Raw genomic sequence first — 23,904 nt, 5'->3', positions numbered from 1 at the left:
CAAAAGCTTGAGCATAGTCTTCTCGATCGGATTGATTCACTCCGATCGGAATATGCTCGAGCGGTCCAGCTTTTCGCGCAGGCTGGCGAACACCGCGCGAAACATCTGCGGCGTCAGGACGCCCGTGTTCGTGTTGTAGCGCGAGCAATGGTAGCTGTCGAAAAGCGACAAAGCGGAACGCGGCCGGTCCATGACCGAATCCGTCAAGACATGTTCGGCGCCGTGCGCGAACGGAAAACCGGCGAGTTTCAGGCCAAGCGCGCGGAGGACGGACTCATGCGCGACCCGACCGAGAGCCACGATCGCTACGAGATCAGGCAGTGAGTCGATGCTCGCCCGCAGAAATCTGCGGCAAGTGCTAATTTCCTGCGGAGTCGGCTTGTTCTGCGGTGGCACGCAACGAACCGCATTGGTGATGACGCAGTCGTTCAACCGCAGATTGTCGTCCGCGCGGGCTTCGTAGCGCCCCTTGGCGAACCCATAAGCAAGCAGCGTCTCGTAAAGAAGATCGCCCGCGAAATCGCCGGTGAAGGGGCGGCCCGTCCGGTTTGCGCCACGCTGACCCGGGGCGAGCCCGACGATCAGCAGGCGGGAGCGCCGCCGCCCGAAATTTGGCACCGGCGCATTATGCCATTCAGGTTCGGCGGCCCGATTTGCCGCCCGCAATTCGACGAGACGCGGGCACAGCAGGCAATCAACGCCAGGTTCGGAGGAATCACGCTCAGCCCCACGGGCGGGACTGGCTTGCGTCCGGTTCAATCCAGCCGATCATCGGTCAAGGCCGGGTCGAGGTGGCCGGCCGGCGCAAGGCGCCTGTCCTGCGCCCTCGGCGCACGTTCCGCCCGTTCGCCGGAATCGCGCCCGATTTTGGCCGCGAGATGAATGATGTCGATGAATTCGTCGGCCTGCCGCCGCAACTCGTCTGCAACCATGGCGGGCTGCGTGGCGTTGGTCGAAACCACCGACACCCGGACGCCCTTGCGCTGAACCGCCTCGACGAGCGAGCGAAAATCGCCGTCGCCTGAAAAAAGGACGATATGGTCGAGATGTTCCGCCATCTCCATCGCGTCGACCGCGAGTTCGATGTCCATATTCCCTTTGACCTTGCGCCGTCCAAGCGAATCAACGAACTCCTTGGTTGGCTTGGTGACAACGGAATAACCATTGTAATCTAGCCAGTCCACGAGCGGGCGGATAGAAGAATATTCCTGATCTTCCACAAGAGCGGTGTAGTAAAACGCGCGAATCAGCTTGCCTCTGCTCTGAAATTCTTTCAGCAGACGCTTGTAATCGATGTCAAATCCCAGCGATTTCGCCGTTGCGTACAAGTTAGCGCCATCGATAAACAGCGCAATCCGCTCTTGGTCAGCCATTAAATATCTCTTAAAGTTTTGCGCTGGCCCGGTCGCCGCCCGATTGCTCGGGCCGCAAACGGCCGGAATTCCAGGGCAAGAAACGAAGGAACACGCATACCGTACTTAAGTTTATCGATATAGCGGCGGCCGGAACGGCGGTCCAAACCACGTTCTATGTGGTCTTAGCCCTATCCGCCGTCAAGAACGATCTCTCCGACGCCACGTCGTAAAAATTGAGTTTATCAATCTAAAAGTGAAGACATCAAGGCGAAGCTAAGGGTTGAACGAAATTTATTTCGCCTCAATTGCGTCAAGCGATTATCGGTTTCTTCGCCCGGCCCTTGCCAGCGATGGCGAAACCCATATACATGGACGGTCAACCTCCCGAAAGTTTCCCTCGCAAGGAGCGTGCGCAGAATGGCCCGCGTCACCGTAGAAGATTGTATCGATAAGGTCGAAAACCGCTTTGAACTCGTGCTGCTCGCGAGCCATCGGGCGCGCATGATCGCCGCCGGCTCTCCGCTCACCGTCGACCGGGATAATGACAAGAATCCCGTCGTGTCCTTGCGCGAAATCGCCGACTCGACTTTGACGCCGGAAGATCTCCAAGAGGATTTCATCCAGTCCCTGCAGAAACATGTCGAAGTCGACGAGCCCGAGGCCGAAGCCGTTCCCGCTCTCGCCTCCGTTTCGGAAGAAGCCCGCGGCGATGCCCTGGGCGACGTTCAGTTCGATCGCATGACGGAAGAGGATCTGCTGCGCGGCCTCGAAGGGCTTGTGCCCCCTGACGCGGCGGAAGACGACGGCGACTGAGGACGTTCGTGGACGACAAGCGTCCGGCGCCAGTCAGGATGATTGGCGCGAAGGCAGGATTTGGCGCGAAGGCAGGATTTTTGCGCGAAGGAAAGCAACCGCGGCTGACCGCCTGACTGCATCCTGAGGCGGAGGTCCTTGAAGCCATGATGCGGCAATACGAACTCGTTGACCGGGTGCGGCGATATAACCCGCAAGCCGACGAGGCGTCGCTGAATCGCGCGTATGTTTACGCAATGAAGGCGCACGGAGCGCAAAAGCGCGCCTCGGGCGATCCTTATTTCTCCCATCCCCTCGAAGTCGCCGCGATCCTCACGGACATGAAGCTGGACGACGCGACGATTGTCGCCGCCGTGCTTCACGACACGATTGAAGACACCGATTCGACGCGTGAGGAAATCGACCGGCTCTTTGGTCCGGACATCGCACGGCTCGTCGACGGCCTCACCAAGCTGAAAAAGCTCGACCTCGTCTCGAAGCGCGCCGCGCAGGCCGAGAATTTCCGCAAATTGCTTCTTGCGGTGGCGGAGGACGTCCGCGTCCTGCTCGTAAAGCTCGCCGACCGCCTGCACAATATGCGCACGCTCCAATATATGGCGCCTGAAAAGCGCGCGAGGGTCGCCGAGGAAACGCTCGACATCTATGCGCCTCTCGCCGGACGAATGGGCATGCAGGGCATGCGCGACGAACTCGAGAGCCTGGCTTTTCGTCACCTCATGCCCGACGCCTACGCGATGATCGAGTCGCGGCTCGACGATCTGCGCCAGAAGAACGGGAAAATCATCGCCAAGATCGAAAAGGAGTTGGCCGACGAACTCGCCGCGCGCGGCATAGAAGCGCAGGTCGAGGGACGCCAGAAACATCCCTATTCGGTATGGCGCAAGATGGAGCGCAAATCGATCGCGTTCGAGCAATTGTCCGACATCTTCGGCTTTCGCGTCATCGTCTCGAGCGTCGAGGATTGCTATCGCGTCATCGGCGTCGTGCATACGAAATGGGCGGTCGTTCCCGGCCGTTTCAAGGATTACATCTCGACGCCGAAACAGAACGATTACCAGTCGATCCATACGACCGTGGTCGGACCCGGGCGCCAGCGGGCGGAGCTCCAGGTGCGAACAGCCGCGATGCAGGACGTCGCCCGCAACGGCATCGCCGCCCACACCCTCTATAAGGACGGACGCGTCGCCAACCGGGAAACCCTGGCGAACGAGAGCCGCGCCTATCAATGGCTGCGCCGGACCATTGGCCTTCTCGCCGAGGGCGACACGCCGGAAGAATTCCTCGAACACACCAAACTCGAACTGTTTCACGATCAGGTGTTCTGTTTTACGCCGAAGGGCCGGCTGATTGCGCTCCCGCGCGGGGCGACGCCGATCGACTTCGCCTATGCCGTTCATACCGACGTCGGCAATTCCGCGGTCGGAGCCAAGATCAACGGCATCCATGCGCCGCTTCAGTCCCAATTGCATAATGGCGATGAGGTCGAGATCGCACGCGCCGAAAACCAGACGCCGCCCGCGGTCTGGGAATCCATCGTCATCACCGGCAAGGCGCGTTCGGCGATCCGGCGGGCGACCCGGGACGCCGTGCGGGCGCAATATGCCGGCCTTGGACGCCAGATCGTGACCCGCGCCTTCGAGCGCGCCGCGAAAGCCTATTCCGACGACAAACTGAAAAAAGTCCTGCCGCGCCTCGCCCGCGGCAGCATCGAGGACGTTCTCGCCGCCGTCGGACGCGGCGAGATGTTTTCGGGCGACGTCGTCAAGGCGGTCTATCCGGAATTCACCGAGGAACGCAAACCGCCGTCATCCCCGTCTCGCGGCGAAGCCGGCTGGTTTGGCCTGCAAAAGGCGGCGAGCCTTGTGTTCAAAATCCCGGGCGAAGGCGGCGAGCAGCAGACCGGGCATTCGATCCCCATTCGTGGAATTCAGGGCGACCTGCCGGTGCGGTTCGCGCCCAACGGCGGCGCCGTTCCTGGCGACCGGATCGTCGGCATCCTGACGCCGGGCGAAGGCATCACCATATATCCCATTCAATCGCCCGATCTGACCGCGTTTGACGAGCAACCGGAGCGCTGGCTCGACGTCCGATGGGATATCGAGGACGGCCGCCACGAGTTTTTTCCGGCGCGAATCATGATCACGGCGATCAACGAACCCGGCACCCTCGGCACGATCGCGACAGTGATCGGCGATCTTGCGGCCAATATCGACAACATCGTGATGAACCCCCTGTCAGCCGATTTTCGGGAATTGATCATCGACATCGAAGTCAACGATCTGAAACATCTGAACGCCATCATGTCGCAGTTGCGGGCCCGTCCGGTCGTCAACAAGGTCGAGCGGATCAACGGGTAAGGCCCGCCGCCCGGTCGCCGCTCAAGCGGGCGGCAGGCGTCGCGTCCACGTCACCAAATTCATCAGGAGCGCGGCGCCTTGGTTCGCCGCGGCGATTCATGCCGGACTCATCCTTCAAGCAGGTGCTTCGCTTCGTCTGGCGGTATTGGCGCATGGCGCCAGGCCTCTTCGCCACGCTGATCGCCTTGCGCGTCGCGTCCTCCCTTGTCGACGTGGCGACGCCCTTCGCGGCCGGCCGGCTCATCGATTCCGTCGCGATGGGACAAGAGCGCGACCTCGCCCGCGGGCTCGGAGCGCTCGCCTGCCTGCTGGCCCTCGTGCTGGCGGTTTTACTTCTTCGTAGCGCGGTAGAGTTCGTGCTTGTCAAGTTTGCGGCGGCGGCGATGGCGCGGCTCGTCGTCGACGCTTTCGCGCGAGTCCAGCGCTTCTCAGCCGATTGGCACGCCAATTCCTTCGCCGGCGCCACCGTGCGCAAGATCACCCGCGGCATGTGGGCTTTCGACAATTTCACCGATTCGATGGTCTATCAGTTCACGCCGGCGCTGATCATTACCCTGACCCTGAGCACCGTCTTCCTGGTCCGATGGCCGCTGCTCGGAATAGTGGTGACGCTGTCCATTTTTATCTATCTCTGCGTCAGCATCGCCCTTTCGACGGCTTGGGTCGCCCCGGCGAGCAGCCTCGCGCAAACGGAGGATTCACGCCTCAGCGCGTTTCTCGCGGATAGCCTGACCGCCAATCAGACCGTGAAGGCCTTCGCCGGCGAGTCCCGAGAGGACCTCGACTTCGCGCGGCTGACCGAGGGCTGGAGGGAAAAAACGACAATCGCGTGGCGGCGCAGCGTTTACTCGGGGACGGCGCAATCCGCGGTCTTGCTCGCGATGCAGGCGTCGATGCTCGGCGCCGGGCTCTGGCTGTGGTCGAAAGGCGAAGCAGGACCCGGCGACATCGCGAGCCTCGTCTCGGTCCAGCTGCTTGTGCGCGGTTATCTGAGCGACATGGGCGCGCATGTCCGCGTCGCCCAAAGATCCATCAACGAAATGGAGGACATTGCGGCCTTTTGCGAGACCGAGCCCCATATCGGCGATCTGCCCGGCGCAATGTCGCTGGCCGTGCCGCGCGGGCGCGTCGTCTTCGATGACGTCACGTTCGGCTATTCCGGCGCGGCGGGGCCCCTGTTCGAGAGCCTTTCCCTCGAGATCCAGCCAGGGGAAAAGATTGGCCTCGTCGGCGCCTCCGGGGCGGGAAAATCGACCTTCGTCAAGCTGTTGCAGCGCCTTTACAATCTCGACGGCGGGCGAATCCTGATCGACGGCGAGGATATCGCCGGGGTCACCCAGGCCAGCCTGAGGCAGGCGATCGGCCTCGTGCCGCAGGACCCCGCCCTGTTTCATCGCTCGATCGCCGAAAATATCTCCTACGGCCGGCCCGGGGCATTGGAGGCGGAGATCGAACAGGCCGCCGCCTGGGCGCACGCCGATCTCTTCGTCGCCCGCTTGCCGAAGCTTTACCAGACCCTCGTCGGCGAACGGGGGGTCAAGCTCTCGGGCGGGGAGCGTCAGCGCGTCGCCATCGCCCGCGCGATTCTGGCTGCCACCCCGATCCTTATTCTCGACGAAGCGACGTCGAGTCTCGACTCGCTCTCCGAGGCGCTGATTCGCGACGCCATAGACCATCTCTCAGAAGGGCGCACCACGATCGTCGTCGCGCACCGGCTTTCGACGGTCCAGCGCCTCGACCGGATTCTCGTCTTCGACGCCGGCCGCATCATCGAGGACGGCCCGCACAAGGAGCTCGTCAGGAAGCCCGGCGGCGTCTACCGCCGTCTGTTCGAGACGCAAAGCGGCGGAGGCTTTACCGCTTCATCGCAAGACAAGCCGGGCATTCTCGGCTATCGCCTCAACAGACCACGCTGACCGGGAACCCCATGCCGCTTTCACCCCTGCGCCTCGGCGTCAACGTCGATCATGTCGCGACCCTCAGAAACGCCAGGGGCGAGACCTTTCCGGATCCCGTCCGCGCCGCGCTCCTCGCGATCGAAGCCGGCGCCGACGGGATCACGGCTCACCTTCGCGAGGACCGCCGCCACATCCGCGACGACGACATGGTCCGGCTGAAGCAAGAGATTTCGACTCCCCTGAATTTCGAAATGGCGGCAACCGAGCAGATGCTTGACATCGCCCTCAGGATCAGACCGCACGCCGCATGCCTCGTTCCGGAGCGGCGAACCGAACGAACGACCGAGGGCGGTCTCGACGTGCTCGGCGGCCACGATCATCTGAGGGTTTTCGTTTCCGAACTCGCCCGCGGCGGCGTCAGGGTGTCGCTTTTCATCGAACCCTCCAGCGAGGCGGTCGAGGCGGCGCGCTCCATCGGCGCGCCGGTGGTCGAGTTTCACACCGGCGCGTGGTGCCATGCGGCTCTGGCGGGCGAGACCCAGCGCGCGGCGGCGGAATTCGCGCGGATCGGGGCCGCGGTCCTGCGCGCCAGCGGCCTCGGGCTCGAATGCCATGCGGGCCACGGGCTCGACTTCGAAACGGCGGAGGCGATCGCCGCCTTGCCTCAGATCGCCGAACTGAATATTGGACATTTTCTGGTCAGCGAGGCCGTCTTCATCGGCCTTGGTCCCGCAATCAAGAAAATGCGGGCGGCGATGAACGCCGGGCGCGCGCGAGCAAAGTGACTGGCGGATTCTGACCGGATGATCATCGGATTCGGCAACGATCTCTGCGACATCCGCCGCATCGAACATTCGCTCGAACGGTTTGGCGTACGCTTCGCCAACCGCTGCTTCACCGACATCGAGCGCCGCAAATCGGACGGACGGGCCGGACGGGCCGCGTCCTACGCCAAGCGTTTCGCCGCCAAGGAGGCCTGCGCCAAGGCTTTGGGCACCGGCTTCCGGCTGGGCGTCGCGTTCCGGGACCTTGGCGTCGTCAATCTCCCCTCCGGCAAGCCGACCATGGCCCTGACCGGAGGCGCAGCAAAAAGGCTCGCCGCCTTAACGCCGCTCGGCCATCGCGCAATCATCCATCTGACCCTGACCGACGAATATCCGTTGGCGCAGGCGCAGGTGATCATCGAGGCGCTCGAAGACCCGGAGGCGCTCCTCGATTCGGCGGGAAATGGGATTTTTGACGTTTAGTGCCTATTCCGATCGGAGTGAAACCATCCAATCGACAAGACTATGCTTAAGCTTTTGACTCTGGAGCGATTTCTGATCGATCGCATGACTTCATGCGATCGGAAAGCGCTCTAAGCGGTAGCGCCTCTTCCGGCGCCCCGCCCTGTACCGTGTTTCCGCCGCGTGGTAATGACCCGTTTCCCCGTTCCTGCGGCGGCGCTTGACGGCGCCGCGCAAGGGCGCCTATGCCTTCGCCCCACCCGGCTGCGCGGCGAATTCCGCCTGGAGAGATTAAAGCACATGACTGAGCCAACGCGGCTTGACCGAAAAGGGGCGGACGCAAAGCCGCGCGCGAAAGACGAAAGCTGGGGCGACACCCTGAAAGTCATCCTACAGGCGCTGCTCATCGCGCTTGTCGTGCGAACGTTTCTGTTTCAGCCCTTCAACATTCCCTCCGGCTCGATGATCCCGACGCTTCTGATCGGAGATTATCTGTTCGTCTCCAAATACGCCTACGGCTATTCCAGATATTCCCTGCCGTGCATCCCGACACACCTCGACGGGTCCAGTCCGATCTGCTTTCCCGCGTCCCTGTTTCCGGATCGCATTCTTGCGTCCGCGCCAAAACGGGGCGACGTGGTCGTGTTCAAACTGCCGCGGGACGGCCAGACCGATTACATCAAGCGCGTGATCGGGCTGCCGGGAGATACGGTGCAGATGAAGGGCGGACATCTCTTCATCAATGGCGAGATCGTGCCGCGCGAACCGATCGCCAAGGCGCATACCGAGGACTTCTATGGCCGCGAGACCGATGTTCCGACCTATCGGGAAACCCTGCCCGGCGGCGTCGAGCACACGATCATCGAAATCCAGGGCGACACCGGATTTAACGACAACACCCAGCTCTTCGAGGTGCCCGAGAGGCATTATTTCATGATGGGCGACAACCGGGACAATTCCACCGACAGCCGGATCTCGCCCGAGCAAGGCGGCGTGGGGTTCGTGCCGTTCGAAAACCTCGTCGGCCGAGCGGAGCTGATTTTCTTTTCGGTGGGAAAAGGCGAACCCGCGTGGGCTTTCTGGGAATGGCCCTGGACGGCCCGCTGGAGCCGGATGCTGAAACCCGTGAAATAGGATGGGCCGCCAGAACCTGGACGTCAGCGCTCTTGAAAAGCGCATCGGGCATTCCTTCTCCGACGCCGCGCTGATCGCCGCCGCTTTGACCCATATGAGCGCCGCAGCGGGCTCGAAGCGCGAGACCTATCAGCGGCTCGAATTTCTGGGCGACCGCGTGCTCGGCCTCGTCGTGGCGCAGATGCTTTACGAAGCCTTTCCGGGCGCCGACGAGGGCGAATTGTCGCGCCGCCTCGCCGATCTCGTGCGCAAGGAAAGCTGCGCCGAGGTCGCGATGGACTGGGGCGTCCAAGACTTCCTCAGGCTCGGGGAAAGCGAAAAGCTCGGCGGCCCCGCCAATATGGCGATCCTTGGCGACGTCTGTGAATCCGTCATCGGGGCGGTCTTCATCGACGCCGGCTACGCCAAGGCGAAGGAGATCGTCACGGGCGCGTTCGAAGGGTTGATGCGGTCGCCCCGCCGGCCGCTGCGCGATCCGAAGACCGCCTTGCAGGAATGGGCGCAGGCGCGCGGCCTTCCGGTGCCGTTCTATCGGGAGATCGAGCGGTCAGGACCAGATCATGCGCCGGAATTCACGGTGTGCGTCGAAGTCGCCGGCTTTCCCGAGGCCAGGGCGAAGGGGCTCGCAAAACGCCTCGCCGAACAAGCCGCGGCGGCGAAATTCCTGACCCGCGAAGGGATTGGCCTGGCCGATCAGAAGGGAGTCGGATGAACGCGCCGGATGAGATTGCGACGCGCTGTGGTTTCGTCGCGCTGATCGGCGCCCCGAACGCCGGAAAATCGACGCTGATCAATCAGCTCGCCGGGGCCAAGGTCTCGATCGTCTCGCGCAAGGTGCAGACGACGCGGAGCCTCGTGCGCGGCATCGCGATCGAAGGCGCGGCGCAGATCATCTTCGTCGACACTCCGGGCATTTTCGCGCCGAAACGCAGGCTCGACCGGGCGATGGTGACCTCCGCCTGGGGCGGCGCGACCGACGCCGACGCGATCGCGCTGCTGGTCGACGCCCGCAAGGGCATGGACGAAGAGGTGAGCGCGATTCTCGCCAGGCTGACGCACCTCGGCGGCGTCAGGATCCTCGTCCTGAACAAGATCGACTCGGTTGAACCGCCGAGCCTGCTCGAACTGGCTGAAAAGCTGAACCGCGAACTCAATTTCGCTGAGACGTTCATGATTTCGGCGCTTCGCGGGCATGGCGTTCCTAAATTCAGGCAGAAACTCGCCGAGCTGATGCCCGCCGGGCCCTGGCTCTATCCGGAAGACCAGATTTCCGACGCCCCGCTGCGCACGCTCGCGGCCGAAATCACGCGCGAAAAGATCTTTGAGCGTTTGCACGACGAACTGCCCTATCAATCGACCGTCGAGACCGAGCTCTGGAAAGATCTCAAGGACAAGTCTGTGCGCATCGAACAGACCATCTACGTCACCCGCGAGGGCCATAAGAAGATCGTCATCGGCGAAGGAGGCCGGACCATCAAGGCGATCGGCGCGGCGGCCCGAAAGGAGATCATGGAGGCGACCGACCAGACCGTTCACCTGTTCCTCTTTGTCAAGGTAAGGGAGAACTGGGCCGACGATCCGCAGCGATATCGAGAAATGGGGCTGGATTTTCCCAAACACTGAGGGAATGTTCAAAATCCGGCGCGGGTTGATCCGCGATCTCCTTCTTGAGCCGGATCGCGCGCCGCCTTATGGTGCCGGGCCGCTCCGCTCGAGATCAAACCTTCCGCCAAGTGAAAATCTTCCGCTGCGGACCAATTCAAGCGGCGTCGCGGATTTACCGGCCATCTTGAGTAAGACAGACAGAATGCGGCAAATCGAGCGCTTTGCGGGGCAACAGGCGATGCGGGAGGCTCCCGAGCGGGGCGCGCCGCACCAAGGTTTGATGCTGATCCTTTCCTCGCCTTCGGGCGCCGGAAAGACGACGCTGACCCGCATGTTGCTGCAAACCAAGGAACTCGATCTCACGCTTTCGATCTCGGTCACGACCCGACTCCGGCGGTCGAGCGAAATCGACGGCATCCATTATACGTTTATCGATCGCAGGCAGTTCGAAACCCTGAGGGATGCGGGAGAACTGCTCGAATGGGCCGAAGTGCACGGGAACCTTTACGGCACGCCTCGCGCGCCGGTCGCCGCGGTTCTCGGGCGCGGACGCGATGTTCTGTTCGATATCGATTACCAAGGAACCCAGCAGGTCAGGCAGAACTCGGGCGCCGACGTCGTGACCGTTTTCATCCTGCCGCCGTCGATGAAGGAACTGCGCGCCCGGCTGGAGAGACGCGCGGAAGATTCGCCCGAATCAATCGCCAAAAGACTCGCCAACGCGCGTGAGGACATCCTTCGCTGGGCGGAATATGACTACGTTCTCGTCAATCACGATCTGCAGGATACGTTTGACGACCTCTGTTGCATCCTCACGGCGGAACGGCGCCGCAAGACCCGGGTCAGGGAAGGCATAGAAGCCCTCGTGAAAGAACTGCTGGAGGAGTCCGCGATCAAGCCCGCGTCTCCACTACAACCAGAGAGTTCATAATGATTCCGGTCGATTACGACCCGGTTCATGAGCTTTCCTTAGAACCCCTTTAGTGCTATAGTAGCTTAAGCTCTAGAATAAACCTGATTGGTGTGCGGAACGACTTTTGCTTTGCCGATGGAGCACGTTAGAAATTTGTCTCGCCGCCGTTCATTGTAGAAACGGGACGACTGCGCCGAGCCGTTTTGACTCCTCCGCTAACACTAGCCACGCCTTTGACGAGGACGTGAATCGGGTGATGCCGAAAGCAAGGGGATTTGCAAGTGCGAAGATTGACTGCATCGAACAAGTCCGAATTCGATCTTTTCCATCTTATTGACCGCCTCAAGAAATCCGCCACCACACTCGTCAGTCAAATCGACGCCGTAGCCTGGGGCCGCACAGACGCCGCCGATAGCAAATTCGCTGCCGAAAAATCCGGCGACAAACGGGTCCGTTTCGTCGAACTCGACGGTCCCAAAGAGAAACGCGCGGGAGCATCCCCCGACCGGATTGTCATCTTCAGACTTGGAAGCCTCGGCGATACGGTCGTCGCCCTGCCCTGTTTTCATAAGCTCGCGCAGGTCTTTCCTGACGCCGAGCGGATTGTTCTCACCAACAATCCCGTTTCGTCGAAAGCCGCTCCTCTCGAGGCGGTTCTGGACGGTTCGGGCCTCATCGACGGCGTGATCGCCTATCCCGTCAACATGCGGTCGATCGCTCAGCTTTGGCGGTTGAGGTCGCAACTCCTCGCTTTGAATGCGTCCACGCTCGTTTTCCTCCAGCCGCGCGGACTTTGGTCGACCTGCCGGGATCAGATATTTTTTCGAATGTGCGGCTTCCAAAGAATTATTGGAGGCCCCTTGAGATTCGACACGCGTAAAGGGATTTTCGACGAAACGACAGGCGAACGTGAGTATGAGTGCGAAAGGCTCGCCCGCTCCATCGCTGAGGTAGGCGAGATCGATCTGAAAGACTCTGCGAACTGGGACTTGCGGCTGGCCGAACACGAGCTTGCCGTCGGCGCAGAAACGATCCTCGCCTTCGAAGACCGGCCTTTCGTCGGGATCAATATGGGCGGCAAGGTCGCCGGCAAACATTGGGGCGACGACAATTGGAGCGCGCTCTTCGCGAATCTCGCGACGACGCATGGAGGTTACGGCCTCCTCATCGTCGGCGTCGCCGAGGACGCCGCCTGCGTCGATGCGGTCACACAAAGCTGGCCGGGCCGGGTAGTCAACGCCTGCGGCCGGCTGGCGCCGCGTGAAAGCGCGGCCGCGCTTTCACGCGCCAGCCTTTTCGTTGGTCATGATTCCGGTCCGATGCACCTGGCGGCGGCTTGCGGCGTCACATGCGTCGCTCCCTTTGGAGGAAACAACTTGCCGCATACATGGCATCCTTACGGCTCCCGGCACAGAATCGTCCACAATGTAGAAGGCGTGAGAGCGATTACCGTCGGCGAAATCGCCGGGAAGGTGCGCGAGTGCCTGCCCGCGTCGAAGCCAATCCAGATCAAGTCGTAGTTTTGTCGCCTGGCATGCTCAAACCCGCAATTTTCCTCGACCGCGATGGCACCATCATTGAAGAGAAAAATTACCTCGATGATCCCGCCGAAGTGAAGCTCCTGCAAGGGGCGTCCGAAGGTTTGCTGGCGTTGAGCGCCCACATGCTTCCGCTGGTCGTCGTGTCGAATCAGTCCGGCGTCGGACGCGGCTACTTCTCCCTCGCTCAGGCGCAGGCGGTTCAGGACCAGCTCAGAGAACTGCTGGCGCGAGAAGGCGTGACCATCGCGGGGTGGTACATGTGCCCGCATGATCCGCTCGATAAGTGCGCATGCCGCAAGCCTCTGCCCGGCATGATCCGCGCCGCGTGCCAGGACCTCTCTCTCGACCCTTCGAAATCCTTCATGATCGGCGACAAGCGGTGCGATATCGATCTTGCGGCCGCGGTCGGAGCCACAGGGATTTTGGTCACAACAGGATACGGGGCCAAGGAGGCGGACTATGCGCGTTCAATAGCGGCTCCCGTCTGCGGCGATCTTATCGAGGTTAGCGAAGTCGTCGCCCGGCGTCTGGCCCTCGCCGGCGTCTAGCCCCGCTCCGTCCTATATCAGCGCTCTCCATCGGAACAATTGAACAGATGAAATCAAACAGTTCGCTCCGGCGGGTCGGCTTTAGCTTCGGCGCTCAGATCTACAGCCAGATCGTCAACGTCGGCGTTCAGATCATGCTGGTGCCAATCCTGCTTCACGCATGGGGCGCCCAATCCTACGGCGTATGGCTGTTGCTATCGGCGGTCCCGACCTATTTGATGTTCAGCGACTTCGGCTTCACGCTGAGCGCAAAAAACGAGATGACCATCAAGGCCGCGAAAGGCGACAGCCATGGCGCCCTGGTGACCTACCAGAGCGTTTTCGTTCTCATGGCCATCGTCGGCGCAGCCGTCATCGTCCTGATTGGCGCGATCCTTTTTTTCGTCCCCTTGGGCTCCATCTTCGACCTCGGAGCATTGCCGGAATACCAGGCGAAGCTCGTCTTGTTCCTGCTCAGCCTCAACGTCATCATTTGTCAATTTATGGGGCTTTCCTCCGCGGCGATCCGGGCTTCGGGACGGCCGGCGACGGAAATTGCGATCACCGGCACCTCCAGGTTGCTGGCCGGCGCGGTCATAGCCGGTTTTGCGGTTCTTGGCGGCAGTTTTGTTCTCGTCGCCACAATGGCGGCCGTTGAAAGCGCGGCCTTCATTGTCGCAATCCTGCTCTGGCTCCGAACGATCGCGCCATGGTTGAAACTTGGCTGGTCTCATGCCTCCCGTCAGGAAATCGCCCGGCTGTTTCACCCGTCCGTCAGCTTCATGTCGCAGACTTTTGGTCAGGCCTTCATGATCAGCGGGCCCGTCATCGTCCTCGGCATGGTGGCCAATCCAGTCGGCGTCGTTGTTTTTTCGACGTCGCGCACTCTGGCGCGGCTTGGAACCACCGCGACAAACACGATCGGCGCGGCGATCATGCCTGAATATTCCAGGCTGTTCGGATTGGGCAATTACGCATTGTTCCGGCGTCTGACCTTCCTCCATTTCATGGCTGCGCTCGTTTTGGCCGCCTTGTTCTATGTCTCCCTCTCCTTTCTTGGCGGATGGCTGATCGCGTTCTGGACCAAAGATCAGGTCAAGCTGGTGCAGCCTTTTTTCGGGCTCCTGATGCTTGCCGTCGTGCTCGAAATGCTCTGGACCACATTGTTCATTCCGTTGGGGGCCATCAACCGCCATGTGGTCACCGCGCACGCCTACGGTCTTCTAGCGCTGCTCGGCGTGATCGCCGGATATTTTCTCGCGCCGGGCTATGGCCTGAACGGCATTGTCGCTCCGCTGATCCTGGTCAACGTCATCATGCTGGTCACGGCCGCCGTCCAACTCGCGAAACAATCTCCCAAAATCGACGAGGCTCCAGGCGTCGCCGCGATCGCCGCCGTCCCGAAGCTGGAGAAGTAGATGAACCTCCTTTATGTCGGCCTGGACGGCGGCACGTCGGGTCAAAGGATCGCCGCGCTGAGGCGCCTCGGCCATGAGGTGACCGTTTTCGACCAATACCGGGCATATCCGAACAACAAGTTTTTCAGATATTGGCATATCAAGACGGCGCTGCTCGGCTTCGACTGGCTGGTCGATCGCTACATGTTGTCGAAACTCAAGGGCCGGTCGTTCGACATGGTCTTCGTCGATCATGGCGATCTCATCAGCCCGAAGGTCGTGCGAGCCTTCAAGAAAGCTGGCAAAGTCGTCGTCAATTACAATCAGGATGATCCCTATTCAGACAGGGACGGCCGGCGCTGGCGTATATTTTGGCGGGCTCTGCCGTTTTACGATCTCGTCGTGACGACCAAAAACTATCGGGTGGAGGACGCCCTCGCGAAAGGCGCGCGACGAGTCCTCGCCGTGAGATCCCCCGCCGACGAGGTCATCCATCGGCCTGTGGACTTATCTGCGGACGACCTCGCGCGGTTCGCCGCTGACGTGGTTTTCGTCGGAACCTGGATGCCAGAACGCGGTCCGCTTCTGAAACGTTTGGCTGAACGTGGCGTCCCGTTGCGGATATATGGCGAACGTTGGCACAAGGCCCCAGAATACGACAGTTTGCGTTCCTGTGTTGTGTTGGGAAACCTCGAGGGCGAACTCTACACCAAAGCCATTCGCGGCGCGTCCATAGCGCTTGGACTCCTCTCCAAGGGATATGGCGATCTGCATACGACGAGGAGCGTCGAAATCCCCGCGATAGGAACGCTTTTCTGCGCCGAGCGCACCGCGGACCATATGGCGATGTATAAAGACGGCGAAGAGGCGGTATTCTGGGACGATCCCGACGATTGCGCGGACAAATGCCTCGCCCTTCTCGCTGATCCGGAAAAAATCAGGACAATCGCGGCGGCTGGTCTCGCCCGAGTGCGCAAGAATGGCGACTTCAACAAGGTCCTTCTTCCAAAAATCATTGATGAAGCGTTAGGCGTCCGGGCGGAGGTGTCGCAACTCAACTGAGCGATATAACACCCGGAATCGCCGACAAAGACACCTTCGGGATCGAACGCGATCCCGCAGCAAGGCAACACCTCGGTCTGGCCCAAAGGGCTCACGACTTCGCTTTCCCGTTCGCGCAAAGCGTGTCGAAATAGCCGATCGTATTCTTCAAACCTTCGTCCAGAGCGATTTCTGATCGATTGGATTGATTCAATCCGATCGGAATAAGCTCCAGATTGATCGTCGGGCGCCAGCCAAGCAGCTTTTCCGCCAGTTCGATCCGCGGCGCTGAGCGCCAGTCAAATCAATCTCTTACAGCTCGTGATTATCAGCCTGGCTTGGCCTGCACAATCGCATTTGCGATGCGAAAGGCGATCCCCGACCGATCCGTCAGCGAGCCTCAGCTTTGATCCGGGGGGCGCCCGCAGGTTCGCGTTTGTCGCCATCGAGATGAAAGGCCGCCTTCAAAATGGAATCTACAACGGATTCGTTGTTGTAATTGCTTCGAACATATCGCTCGTGTCCCTGCGCCTTGAGGGTTTCAATTCTGTTCTCATCGCTCAAGAGCCGGCGGCATTGCTCGACGCATTCCTGCGCGTCCTTCCAATATACAGCCTCCACGCCTTCCTTAAAGGCCTCGCAATGCTCGTCCGTCCGCTCCGCGCAAAGCAATCCGCCGATCGCCGGAATTTCGAGGCTCCTCGTTGTATGGCGGTCCCGGTTGCCCTTGCTCAGCAGGCCCAGCGAGATCTTCGCGCATTGGATGATGCGCGCGTAAATCTCCGGATCGTCCTGCCCCGGCCCGCGCCAGTGAGGCGCGATAATGGGCCATTCCGGCGCCTTCTGCCAGCGCCCTCCCCAAATCGACAAGGGCAGGCCCGCCCGGATGAGTTCGGCCATGAACGGCCCGCGTTCCGGGAACCAGGTCCCGATGAAACAGACCTCGCTGCCCCATTTCCTGAAGTCTTCGTCGGTCAGGGCGCGCGGCCGGTGCGCCACCTCATCGGCGCTTCTCCAGATCCGCATCACGTTGCGCGCCCCGCGCGCATAGGCTTCGGCGACGTTTTCCTCGCGGACGACGGCGAGAAGGTCGTAGAACGGCAACGCCCGGAGATAATTGTTGAACCGCCGGCCGTCCCGTCCGCCAAACGGATCATCCACCGTGTAGTTCACGATCGGGACCGAAAGGGTGCGCAATCTGGAGATGAGGCGGGCGTCGAGATAATCGCCCTGGTCCACCCAGATGAGGTCAGGCCTTGACGCCTCGACCGCCTTGAAAATCGGACGGTTGATTTTCAGCCCGATTCCAAATCCGCCGGCGTGAAAAAGCCAATGTCCCATCCAGGGACTGACCCAATCATAGGGATCCACCCACGACACGACATGCCCCAGCCGCTCGAGCGCCAAACTGCGCTGCAAACTGGTGCCGGATTTCGAACCGACATAGGTTATCCGAAGCGATTTGCGCTCAGATGGAACAAAAACGCGCGGTTGCGAGGCAAAGCTGGCTTGAAAAATCGCCGTTCTCCAAGATTTGAAGCTGACCGCTGCTCGCGCTTACGATCCAGAAAGACCGGAAGCGGGTTGTCCCACCATATGAACATGAACTCAAAACTATAAAGAATCACCTCGACGGTCCGGCTCTGGCGTCACGCCTGGAGAGCCCCGGGGTTACGTCATGCAGGACTTTATCTTGTGATTTTAAGCTAATCTGATCTGGTCTTATTCGCCAGATTTGAACGCGCATTCGACATACGCAAAATCAAGAATAAGCGCGTAGCGCAGAAATTATACTCAAATGCCTCGAATTCAACTATTTCGTGGCCGTACGCATTCTTTCTGTACGGTGTTAGGCACCGAAAAGTCTTTGATAAAACATAACCCGGCTAAACCGTCTTGACAACCCCGAAGCGGAACCTGAGCCATCGCGCGGCCCGCTTTTTGTTGTGCAGATTGGTCGCGGGCATGCCGCAACAAGGGCCGGGGGATCCGGTCCTTGAGACACGTCTGGGCCCATGCGCCCAGGAGACCTCGCCGGACGCCGAAACGGCGCCGGCGGGCAGGTTTCATCAGCGCGAATAGAACTCGATGACGAGATTGGGCTCCATCACGACGGGATAGGGAACCTCCGAGGGCAAGGGAATCCGGGTGATCTTGGCGCTCATCTTGGAATGATCGACGTCGTAATAGTCCGGCACATCGCGTTCGGCGAGCTGCTTCGCCTCTAGAACGAGAATGATCTCGCGCGAGGATTCCTTGATCTCGATCGTATCGCCGACCTTCACCTGGTAGGAGGCGATGTTGACGCGGCGCCCGTTGACCTTGATATGGCCGTGGTTCACGAACTGACGGGCGGCGAAGACGGTGGGCACGAATTTCGCCCTGTAGATCACGGCGTCGAGGCGGCGCTCCAGAAGGCCGATCAGGTTGTCCCCGGAATCGCCTTTCATGCGAATGGCTTCGGCGTAATATTTCCGGAACTGCTTTTCGGAAATATTGCCGTAATAGCCTTTCAGCTTCTGTTTGGCCTTCAGCTGGGTGCCGAAATCGGAGAGTTTGCCCTTGCGGCGCTGGCCATGCTGGCCCGGGCCATATTCGCGCCGGTTGACCGGGCTTTTCGGACGGCCCCAGATGTTCTGGCCCATCCGGCGGTCGATCTTGTACTTCGCTTCTGCGCGCTTTGTCATCGCGTGTCCTCTTAGGAGTTGCGCAGGCGGAAGGACACGCGCACGATCGACCCAGCTTCAGCGGAAGCGGGCCGCTCGTTCGAAACCGCGTCCTCCAGCCCGCTGGGCGGAGGAACGCGCCCTCCTCTGCCTCGCTCAACGAAAGCAAGGCCGACAGGCTCGCCGCTTCAAGAAATCCTTTAACGAAAAAGGATGAATGAAGGATTCGCCGCGGGTGCGTCTGGGCGGAAAATTCCCGCCGCAATGGTTCGCCGCGCCCGAAGACGCGACATGCACTGGTGAGGTAAAGGACTTCGCCTTAAGGGTCAAGCGCCGCCCAGAACAGAACCGGCCGCTCCCGACATTTAACCTGTCGCCCCTAATCTGTAACCTGCCGCCCCTAACCTGTCGCCACGTGACGACCGCGTTCGTCGATGATTCGCTCGCCGTCCTCCTTGAAGAATTCGCCCTGCTGGGGCGGCAGAAGCTCGAGAACAAGTTCGGACGGACGGCAAAGTCGGACCCCAAGCGGCGTCACGACAATGGGCCGGTTGAGAAGGATCGGATTGGCCTCGATGGCGTCGAGGAGAGCCTCGTCGGAGAGCGCCGGATTATCGAGGCCCTGTTCGCGAAAGACCGGCTCCTTGTCGCGCAACAGGCTGCGCAAGGGCTTTCCCATCCGGGCCGCGAGCTGGCTGATCAGCAGCCGAGTCGGCGGCATTTTCAAATATTCAATGATATGAGGCTCGATCCCCGCGTTCCGGATGAGGCCCAGCGTGTTACGGGAGGTTCCGCACTTCTTATTGTGGTAGATGATCACGTCCATATACGTTCCTCATCCGACAGCGACCAATTGCGGGAAACCGGGAAAGCCCGCCCGGTTAGTTTCCGGTCACCAGCAAAATCTTACCAAGATGCGCGGAGGATTCCATCATTTCATGCGCTTGCCGGGCGCATTCAAGCGGATAGGTCGCATGAACAACCGGCTTCACTGCGCCTTTTTCGAGCAGCGGCCAGACATTTTGACGCAATGCGGCGGCGATCTGCGCTTTTTGTTCGACCGTTCGGGCCCGCAGGGTCGAGCCCGTGAAGGTGAGGCGCTTCAGCAGAATCGGCCAGAGGTCGAAATTCTCCACCTTCCCCGATTGCATGGCGGCGATCTGAACGAGTCTTCCTTCGGGTGCGAGAATCGAAAGGTTTTTTTGAAGATAGGTCCCTCCCACCATGTCGAGGACGACGTCGACGCCGCGCCTGCCGGTCATTTTTTTGATCTCCTCGACAAAATCATGGGTGCGATAATTGATGGCGGCATCGGCGCCGAGCGTGCGGCAGAAGGCGCATTTCTCTTCCGACCCAGCCGTAACGAAGACGGTCGCTCCGAATTCCTTGGCGAGTTGGATCGCCGTAGAACCGATGCCGCTCGACCCTCCGTGAATCAGGAGCGTCTCGCCGGGCGTGAGGCGCCCGCGCGTGAAGACATTGTCGTACACGGTGAAAAACGTCTCGGGGACGCCGGCCGCCTCGATCACGCTGAGGCTTTTCGGGACAGGCAGGCAAAGCCTCGCGTCGGCGAGGGCGTAATCCGCATAGCCCCCGGAGCCGACAAGAGCGCAGACGTCGTCGCCTTCCCGCAAGGAGACGACACCGTCGCCCACAACATCGACCCTGCCGGCGATTTCCAGACCCGGAATGTCGCTTTCGCCTTTTGGAGGCGGATAGGCGCCCTCGCGCTGCATGCAGTCGGGACGATTGACCCCCGCAGCGGCCACCTTGATCAGGACCTGTCCCGGCCCCGGCGCGGGTCTTTCGGCTTCGCCGATCCGGATCACCTCCGGCCCCCCTGCTCCGTCGAAGTAAACCTGCCGCATGAAAGTCATGATCGTTTCCTGCGCGTGCGAGGCCGTGAAAGCGACACAGCTCAAGCCGGTTTCAGAAAGAAATATACCGTCAGGATCAGTCCGATGACGACGACGAAACTTTTGACAATTTGCGACGGCACCCGGCGCGCCGCATAAATGCCGAGATAGCCGCCCGCGATCGCGGCGAGGGCGACGATCATCGTCAGTCGCCAGTGAATGAGGCCGGCGCTGATAAAAGTGATGACGGCGGCGGTGTTCATAAGGACGGCGAGGAGTATTTTCAGGCTGTTCATCAGCCAGATGTCGCGCAGACCATAGAGTGTGAGGGCCGCCAGCATGAGAATGCCGATTCCGCCGCCAAAATAGCCGCCGTAAATCGCCACGACGCCCTGCGCCACGAGAATGCTGGACGGACCAAGCTGGAACTTGCCGCTTCCGAAGCGGATGAAATTTCCCCCGGCGAAGATCGCCGTGGCGAGCAGAATGAGCCAGGGCACGATTTGGATGAAAACGGCTTGCGGCGTCGCCAGCAGCAGGAACGCGCCCAGCAAGCCGCCGCCCAGACTGATCAAGGCCAGCGCCCACACATTCACCCGGTGATCCATCATCGCCGCCCGCACGCCGTCGCGCGAGGCGAAACCGGTGGTGATCTGGCCGGGAAAGAGCGCGACCGTGCTCGACGCGTTGGCGTCGATAGGCGGCAGCCCGGCGGCTATGAGCGCCGGGAAGGTCAGAAAGGATCCGCCGCCGGCGACGGCATTGATGAAGCCCGCCGCGAGGGCGGCGAAGGCCACCACCAAATCAATCATTCAAGTCAATCATTTCGCCAATCCCGCCGTCTGGACAGAATGTAGGCCAGGTTGAAACGGCCGCGCAACCTGAAGCGCCCAACCTGAAGCGCGATCGAGCTTCAGCGAGGCGCGATTCCCGGCGTCAGATCCGGGGTTCACATGAATTGGCGGCGAATCAACTTCGCGTGGCGATTGTTAAAAATTAGCAGCGGCCTTGGCATAATATTTTATAAGTCGTATATCACCATACGTTTTTTATCATTCATTTCTATTTTGAATATTGTCTAATTGCGGACTACAATGCTATTTACTTGCTTATTCGCCTCCTGGATTCAGGCGACGATTCTCAGGCGAAACAGCTCATTCGACGTTCTGCATTCGCGTTAAATCACCTGATTTTTTAAATGCGAGGCGCCCCAATTAGACTATCCAAACAATTTATTGTCAGGCCATCTTTGTTAAGTTTCCGGGAAATTGTAACTCCGGACCCAAATGGGTGAAGATTTACGGGGTATCGTGAGTTTATACTTTTTGTGCGCGTGGAGGTATGGAATTTCAAAAGATGAAAAACGTAACTGAATTAAAGGAGCAAGGCACTCAACTAAGTATTGTTGAGGTGGCCGAAAATTTGTTTCGACAATTAGGCTTTCAAAAGACCACCGTCGCGGACATTGCGCGCGAGCTGCAGATGTCGCCCGCGAACGTCTATCGCTTTTTTGCGTCGAAGTCGGAAATCAACGAAGCCGTTGCGCGCCGCCTTCTCGTGGAAATCGAAACCGCGGTCAAAGACGTCGCGAAGTCCCGGGGACCGGCGAGCAAGAATATACACAATATCATTGCGACGATCGAAACACTGAACGCCCAGCGGTTCTCATCCGACCGTAAACTTCATGACTTGCTTGAAACCGCATATAATGAACATTGGCCCATTGTCGCCGCGCATATCGAGGTGATCGACAAAGCGCTGGCTCAGGTCCTTTCCGCCGGGATGGCGGCAGGCGAGTTCAAAAAGGGCGACGCCGAACTCATCGCGATTCTCGTGCGCAGCGCCTGCGTTCGGTTCTGCCATCCGCGTCTGATGGTGGAATGCGCCCAGGATCCAGAACCGACCATTGACCAGATGATGGCCTTCCTGATCGGCGCGCTGAAATAATACTGAAATAGCTGGAGCTTGGGCTGGAGGCCTCGACGCCGCCGGCAGAGGAAGCTGCGTCTGTTCGTTCATGCCGTTCATCGGCGCTCCCGTCAAAATGCTCTGTGCCAAATTTGTTACACTTCTTATTTTAAGCTGCCTTTGACCCCAAAACCGGCCTGCTGCGGCTTGGCGTTAACAGCATCGTCCGGCTATCTTGCCGCTAGGTGTCGGAGGGACGGGTTCATGGCGGGTTTTCGATCGGGCTGCATATTTCTATGCGCCGCCGGCCTTATCGGAGTCGGGGGCTGCGCCTTCACGCCGATCGAGGGACCGACAACACAAGACATTGTCGCCGGAAAATCCGAAACCCTTCCCTATGCCTTGATCAAGCTCAATCCCGAGACGATCGACATCCTTGCAGCCTATGAGCCCAAAGGGCTCGCCGGCACATTCACCGACCGGCGTCCTTCGTCCAATATCAAGTTCGGCATCGGGGACATCGTCACCGTCACCATTTTCGAGGCCGCGGCCGGCGGTCTCTACATCCCGCTTGAGGCCGGCGTGCGTCCCGGCAACTTCGTCCAGTTGCCCGACCAGGCCGTCGACAATGACGGCAATCTCAGCATTCCCTTCGCCGGATTGATCAAGGCCGCGGGCAAGACGAACACGCAGATCCAGAACGAAATCGTGGAGCGAATCAAGAACCGCGCGATCGAGCCGCAGGTTCTCGTCACTCTCTCGCAACAGCGGACATCCCTGATCAGCGTGATCGGCGATGTGAACACCCCGCTTCGATTCGCCGTCCCTGCGACGGGAGCGGGAGACCGGATCCTCGACGCCATCACAAGAGCGGGCGGAATCAAAAGCCAGGGCTACGAGACCTGGGTCATGCTCGAACGCGACAAGAAGCGGGCGACGGTGCCGTTCGAAAATCTGGTCATGAACGCGTCGAACAATATCACCATTCAGCCCGGCGACCGGATTTACGTTTATACAGAGCCGCAGAAGTTCATCGCGTTTGGCGCGTTGAACACCGTCACCCTGAACTCCAATTCGACCGAATATTCGTTCAACGCCTGGCGGATCAATCTGGCCGAAGGCGTGGCGAGAGCTGGCGGCCTGACGGATGCACGGGCGAACGCCGGCGCCGTCTTCCTCTACCGCCGCGAGCCTCGCGATGTCGCCAAACTTCTGGGCGCAGACGTAAGCCGGTTCCATGGCGATCTCGTACCGGTCATTTTCCAGATCAGCTTCCGCGATCCAAGCGGCTACTTCCTCGCAACCCGGCTGCAGATGCGCAACCAGGACGTGATCTTTGTCGCCAACTCCGACGACACAGAGGTCACCAAGATGCTCGACTTCATCGGAGTTGTCGTTGCGACGTCGGCGGGCACCACCACGGCCATCACGGGGGTTCCGACCGCAAGCGCCGCGATCAAGGGACGCACGCTGGCGACGCCGGTCGTGAACGCCAATGGCACGTTCGTTTATCCCTAGAGCTTATTCCGATCGGATTGAATCAATCCAATCGACAAGAATATGCTCAAGCCTTTGAATCTGGAGCGATTTATGATCGATCGCATGACTTAATGCGATCGGAAAGCGCTCTAGTCAAAAAGCAAAGTACTAGCTTGTTATTGAAAATC

22 protein-coding genes and 1 pseudogene are annotated in these 23,904 nt (G+C 60.2%); 16 read left to right on the top strand and 7 right to left on the bottom strand.

The features are described from left to right. Positions 1-36 precede the first annotated feature (36 nt). On the bottom strand, positions 37-759 hold the full coding sequence (locus BM177_RS13805; RefSeq protein WP_091684566.1) for a uracil-DNA glycosylase: 723 nt from the start codon (positions 757-759) through the stop codon (positions 37-39). Continuing rightward, on the bottom strand, positions 756-1,373 hold the full coding sequence (locus tag BM177_RS13800; RefSeq protein WP_091684564.1) for a LabA-like NYN domain-containing protein: 618 nt from the start codon (positions 1,371-1,373) through the stop codon (positions 756-758). Before BM177_RS13800 ends, BM177_RS13805 begins: the two co-directional genes overlap by 4 nt. A 399-nt stretch (positions 1,374-1,772) precedes the next feature. Between BM177_RS13800 and rpoZ the strand changes: the two genes are divergently transcribed. From rpoZ to BM177_RS13735, 13 genes are all read left to right on the top strand, one after another. Next, on the top strand, positions 1,773-2,168 hold the full coding sequence (rpoZ, locus tag BM177_RS13795; RefSeq protein ID WP_091684561.1) for a DNA-directed RNA polymerase subunit omega: 396 nt from the start codon (positions 1,773-1,775) through the stop codon (positions 2,166-2,168). A gap of 146 nt (positions 2,169-2,314) precedes the next feature. Further along, the gene (locus BM177_RS13790) at positions 2,315-4,525 is read left to right on the top strand and encodes a RelA/SpoT family protein (protein ID WP_091684559.1); all 2,211 of its coding nucleotides are present in this window, start codon (positions 2,315-2,317) and stop codon (positions 4,523-4,525) included. 98 nt (positions 4,526-4,623) lie between these two features. Further along, on the top strand, positions 4,624-6,441 hold the full coding sequence (locus tag BM177_RS13785; RefSeq protein ID WP_091684557.1) for an ABC transporter ATP-binding protein: 1,818 nt from the start codon (positions 4,624-4,626) through the stop codon (positions 6,439-6,441). Between the two features lie 11 nt (positions 6,442-6,452). Further along, entirely contained in the window at positions 6,453-7,208 is a 756-nt protein-coding gene (locus tag BM177_RS13780) for a pyridoxine 5'-phosphate synthase (RefSeq protein WP_091684555.1), read from the top strand. A gap of 18 nt (positions 7,209-7,226) precedes the next feature. Further along, on the top strand, positions 7,227-7,670 hold the full coding sequence (gene acpS / locus BM177_RS13775; protein WP_091684553.1) for a holo-ACP synthase: 444 nt from the start codon (positions 7,227-7,229) through the stop codon (positions 7,668-7,670). Between the two features lie 279 nt (positions 7,671-7,949). Beyond that, complete coding sequence (gene lepB / locus BM177_RS13770) at positions 7,950-8,783, top strand: signal peptidase I (protein WP_091684616.1); 834 nt, start codon at positions 7,950-7,952, stop codon at positions 8,781-8,783. Position 8,784: 1 nt separating this feature from the next. Next, the gene (rnc, locus tag BM177_RS13765) at positions 8,785-9,495 is read left to right on the top strand and encodes a ribonuclease III (protein ID WP_091684551.1); all 711 of its coding nucleotides are present in this window, start codon (positions 8,785-8,787) and stop codon (positions 9,493-9,495) included. Further along, the gene (gene era, locus BM177_RS13760) at positions 9,492-10,406 is read left to right on the top strand and encodes a GTPase Era (RefSeq protein WP_091684549.1); all 915 of its coding nucleotides are present in this window, start codon (positions 9,492-9,494) and stop codon (positions 10,404-10,406) included. Before rnc ends, era begins: the two co-directional genes overlap by 4 nt. A gap of 220 nt (positions 10,407-10,626) precedes the next feature. After that, positions 10,627-11,319 carry a guanylate kinase gene (gmk, locus tag BM177_RS13755; RefSeq protein WP_244532328.1) on the top strand — a complete coding sequence of 231 codons (693 nt, stop codon included), beginning with the start codon at positions 10,627-10,629 and terminating at the stop codon, positions 11,317-11,319. 263 nt (positions 11,320-11,582) lie between these two features. Continuing rightward, positions 11,583-12,821, top strand: a complete 1,239-nt coding sequence (locus BM177_RS13750; RefSeq protein WP_139223630.1) for a glycosyltransferase family 9 protein — start codon at positions 11,583-11,585, stop codon at positions 12,819-12,821. A gap of 14 nt (positions 12,822-12,835) precedes the next feature. Further along, complete coding sequence (locus tag BM177_RS13745) at positions 12,836-13,390, top strand: D-glycero-alpha-D-manno-heptose-1,7-bisphosphate 7-phosphatase (RefSeq protein WP_091684547.1); 555 nt, start codon at positions 12,836-12,838, stop codon at positions 13,388-13,390. A 47-nt stretch (positions 13,391-13,437) separates the two neighbouring features. Continuing rightward, positions 13,438-14,787, top strand: a complete 1,350-nt coding sequence (locus BM177_RS13740) for a lipopolysaccharide biosynthesis protein (RefSeq protein WP_091684545.1) — start codon at positions 13,438-13,440, stop codon at positions 14,785-14,787. Then, entirely contained in the window at positions 14,788-15,828 is a 1,041-nt protein-coding gene (locus BM177_RS13735; protein ID WP_091684542.1) for a CgeB family protein, read from the top strand. Between the two features lie 369 nt (positions 15,829-16,197). Here the strand turns inward: BM177_RS13735 and BM177_RS13730 are convergent, their stop codons facing one another. From BM177_RS13730 to BM177_RS13710, 5 genes are all read right to left on the bottom strand, one after another. Next, a complete protein-coding gene (locus BM177_RS13730) occupies positions 16,198-17,226 on the bottom strand; it encodes a CgeB family protein (protein WP_139223629.1) in 1,029 nt (342 codons plus the stop codon). 650 nt (positions 17,227-17,876) lie between these two features. Next, entirely contained in the window at positions 17,877-18,494 is a 618-nt protein-coding gene (gene rpsD, locus BM177_RS13725; protein ID WP_091684537.1) for a 30S ribosomal protein S4, read from the bottom strand. 379 nt (positions 18,495-18,873) lie between these two features. Beyond that, positions 18,874-19,299 (bottom strand): arsenate reductase (glutaredoxin), encoded by a 426-nt coding sequence (gene arsC, locus BM177_RS13720; protein WP_091684534.1) that lies wholly within the window; start codon positions 19,297-19,299, stop codon positions 18,874-18,876. Positions 19,300-19,354: 55 nt separating this feature from the next. Then, positions 19,355-20,341: an NAD(P)H-quinone oxidoreductase gene (locus BM177_RS13715; RefSeq protein WP_091684608.1), complete on the bottom strand. Its 987-nt coding sequence runs from the start codon at positions 20,339-20,341 to the stop codon at positions 19,355-19,357. Between the two features lie 50 nt (positions 20,342-20,391). Further along, entirely contained in the window at positions 20,392-21,141 is a 750-nt protein-coding gene (locus tag BM177_RS13710) for a sulfite exporter TauE/SafE family protein (protein WP_091684531.1), read from the bottom strand. Between the two features lie 529 nt (positions 21,142-21,670). Between BM177_RS13710 and BM177_RS21150 the strand changes: the two are divergent. The 3 genes and pseudogenes from BM177_RS21150 to BM177_RS13700 all read left to right on the top strand — a co-directional run. Beyond that, positions 21,671-21,811, top strand: a pseudogene (locus tag BM177_RS21150) (TetR family transcriptional regulator); the annotation flags it as partial. Beyond that, positions 21,812-22,276 carry a TetR/AcrR family transcriptional regulator gene (locus tag BM177_RS13705; protein WP_244532327.1) on the top strand — a complete coding sequence of 155 codons (465 nt, stop codon included), beginning with the start codon at positions 21,812-21,814 and terminating at the stop codon, positions 22,274-22,276. 225 nt (positions 22,277-22,501) lie between these two features. Then, entirely contained in the window at positions 22,502-23,755 is a 1,254-nt protein-coding gene (locus BM177_RS13700; RefSeq protein ID WP_091684529.1) for a polysaccharide biosynthesis/export family protein, read from the top strand. Positions 23,756-23,904: the final 149 nt, after the last annotated feature.

It is taken from the genome of Methylocapsa palsarum, assembly GCF_900114285.1.
Classification (GTDB): Bacteria; Pseudomonadota; Alphaproteobacteria; order Rhizobiales; family Beijerinckiaceae; genus Methylocapsa; species Methylocapsa palsarum.
The sequence above is the reverse complement of the archived record's forward strand: the minus strand, read 5'-3'. Positions and strand labels throughout refer to the sequence as shown.

Excerpts from the sequence above, each read along its gene's own strand:
- BM177_RS13800 (WP_091684564.1), bottom strand. The coding sequence starts at position 1,373 with ATGGCTGACCAAGAGCGGATTGCGCTGTTTATCGATGGCGCTAACTTG.
- rpoZ (WP_091684561.1), top strand. The coding sequence starts at position 1,773 with ATGGCCCGCGTCACCGTAGAAGATTGTATCGATAAGGTCGAAAACCGC.
- BM177_RS13790 (WP_091684559.1), top strand. The coding sequence starts at position 2,315 with ATGATGCGGCAATACGAACTCGTTGACCGGGTGCGGCGATATAACCCG.
- BM177_RS13785 (WP_091684557.1), top strand. The coding sequence starts at position 4,624 with ATGCCGGACTCATCCTTCAAGCAGGTGCTTCGCTTCGTCTGGCGGTAT.
- BM177_RS13780 (WP_091684555.1), top strand. The coding sequence starts at position 6,453 with ATGCCGCTTTCACCCCTGCGCCTCGGCGTCAACGTCGATCATGTCGCG.
- acpS (WP_091684553.1), top strand. The coding sequence starts at position 7,227 with ATGATCATCGGATTCGGCAACGATCTCTGCGACATCCGCCGCATCGAA.
- lepB (WP_091684616.1), top strand. The coding sequence starts at position 7,950 with ATGACTGAGCCAACGCGGCTTGACCGAAAAGGGGCGGACGCAAAGCCG.
- rnc (WP_091684551.1), top strand. The coding sequence starts at position 8,785 with ATGGGCCGCCAGAACCTGGACGTCAGCGCTCTTGAAAAGCGCATCGGG.
- era (WP_091684549.1), top strand. The coding sequence starts at position 9,492 with ATGAACGCGCCGGATGAGATTGCGACGCGCTGTGGTTTCGTCGCGCTG.
- gmk (WP_244532328.1), top strand. The coding sequence starts at position 10,627 with ATGCGGGAGGCTCCCGAGCGGGGCGCGCCGCACCAAGGTTTGATGCTG.
- BM177_RS13745 (WP_091684547.1), top strand. The coding sequence starts at position 12,836 with ATGCTCAAACCCGCAATTTTCCTCGACCGCGATGGCACCATCATTGAA.
- BM177_RS13740 (WP_091684545.1), top strand. The coding sequence starts at position 13,438 with ATGAAATCAAACAGTTCGCTCCGGCGGGTCGGCTTTAGCTTCGGCGCT.
- BM177_RS13735 (WP_091684542.1), top strand. The coding sequence starts at position 14,788 with ATGAACCTCCTTTATGTCGGCCTGGACGGCGGCACGTCGGGTCAAAGG.
- rpsD (WP_091684537.1), bottom strand. The coding sequence starts at position 18,494 with ATGACAAAGCGCGCAGAAGCGAAGTACAAGATCGACCGCCGGATGGGC.
- arsC (WP_091684534.1), bottom strand. The coding sequence starts at position 19,299 with ATGGACGTGATCATCTACCACAATAAGAAGTGCGGAACCTCCCGTAAC.
- BM177_RS13715 (WP_091684608.1), bottom strand. The coding sequence starts at position 20,341 with ATGCGGCAGGTTTACTTCGACGGAGCAGGGGGGCCGGAGGTGATCCGG.
- BM177_RS13710 (WP_091684531.1), bottom strand. The coding sequence starts at position 21,141 with ATGATTGATTTGGTGGTGGCCTTCGCCGCCCTCGCGGCGGGCTTCATC.
- BM177_RS13705 (WP_244532327.1), top strand. The coding sequence starts at position 21,812 with ATGTCGCCCGCGAACGTCTATCGCTTTTTTGCGTCGAAGTCGGAAATC.
- BM177_RS13700 (WP_091684529.1), top strand. The coding sequence starts at position 22,502 with ATGGCGGGTTTTCGATCGGGCTGCATATTTCTATGCGCCGCCGGCCTT.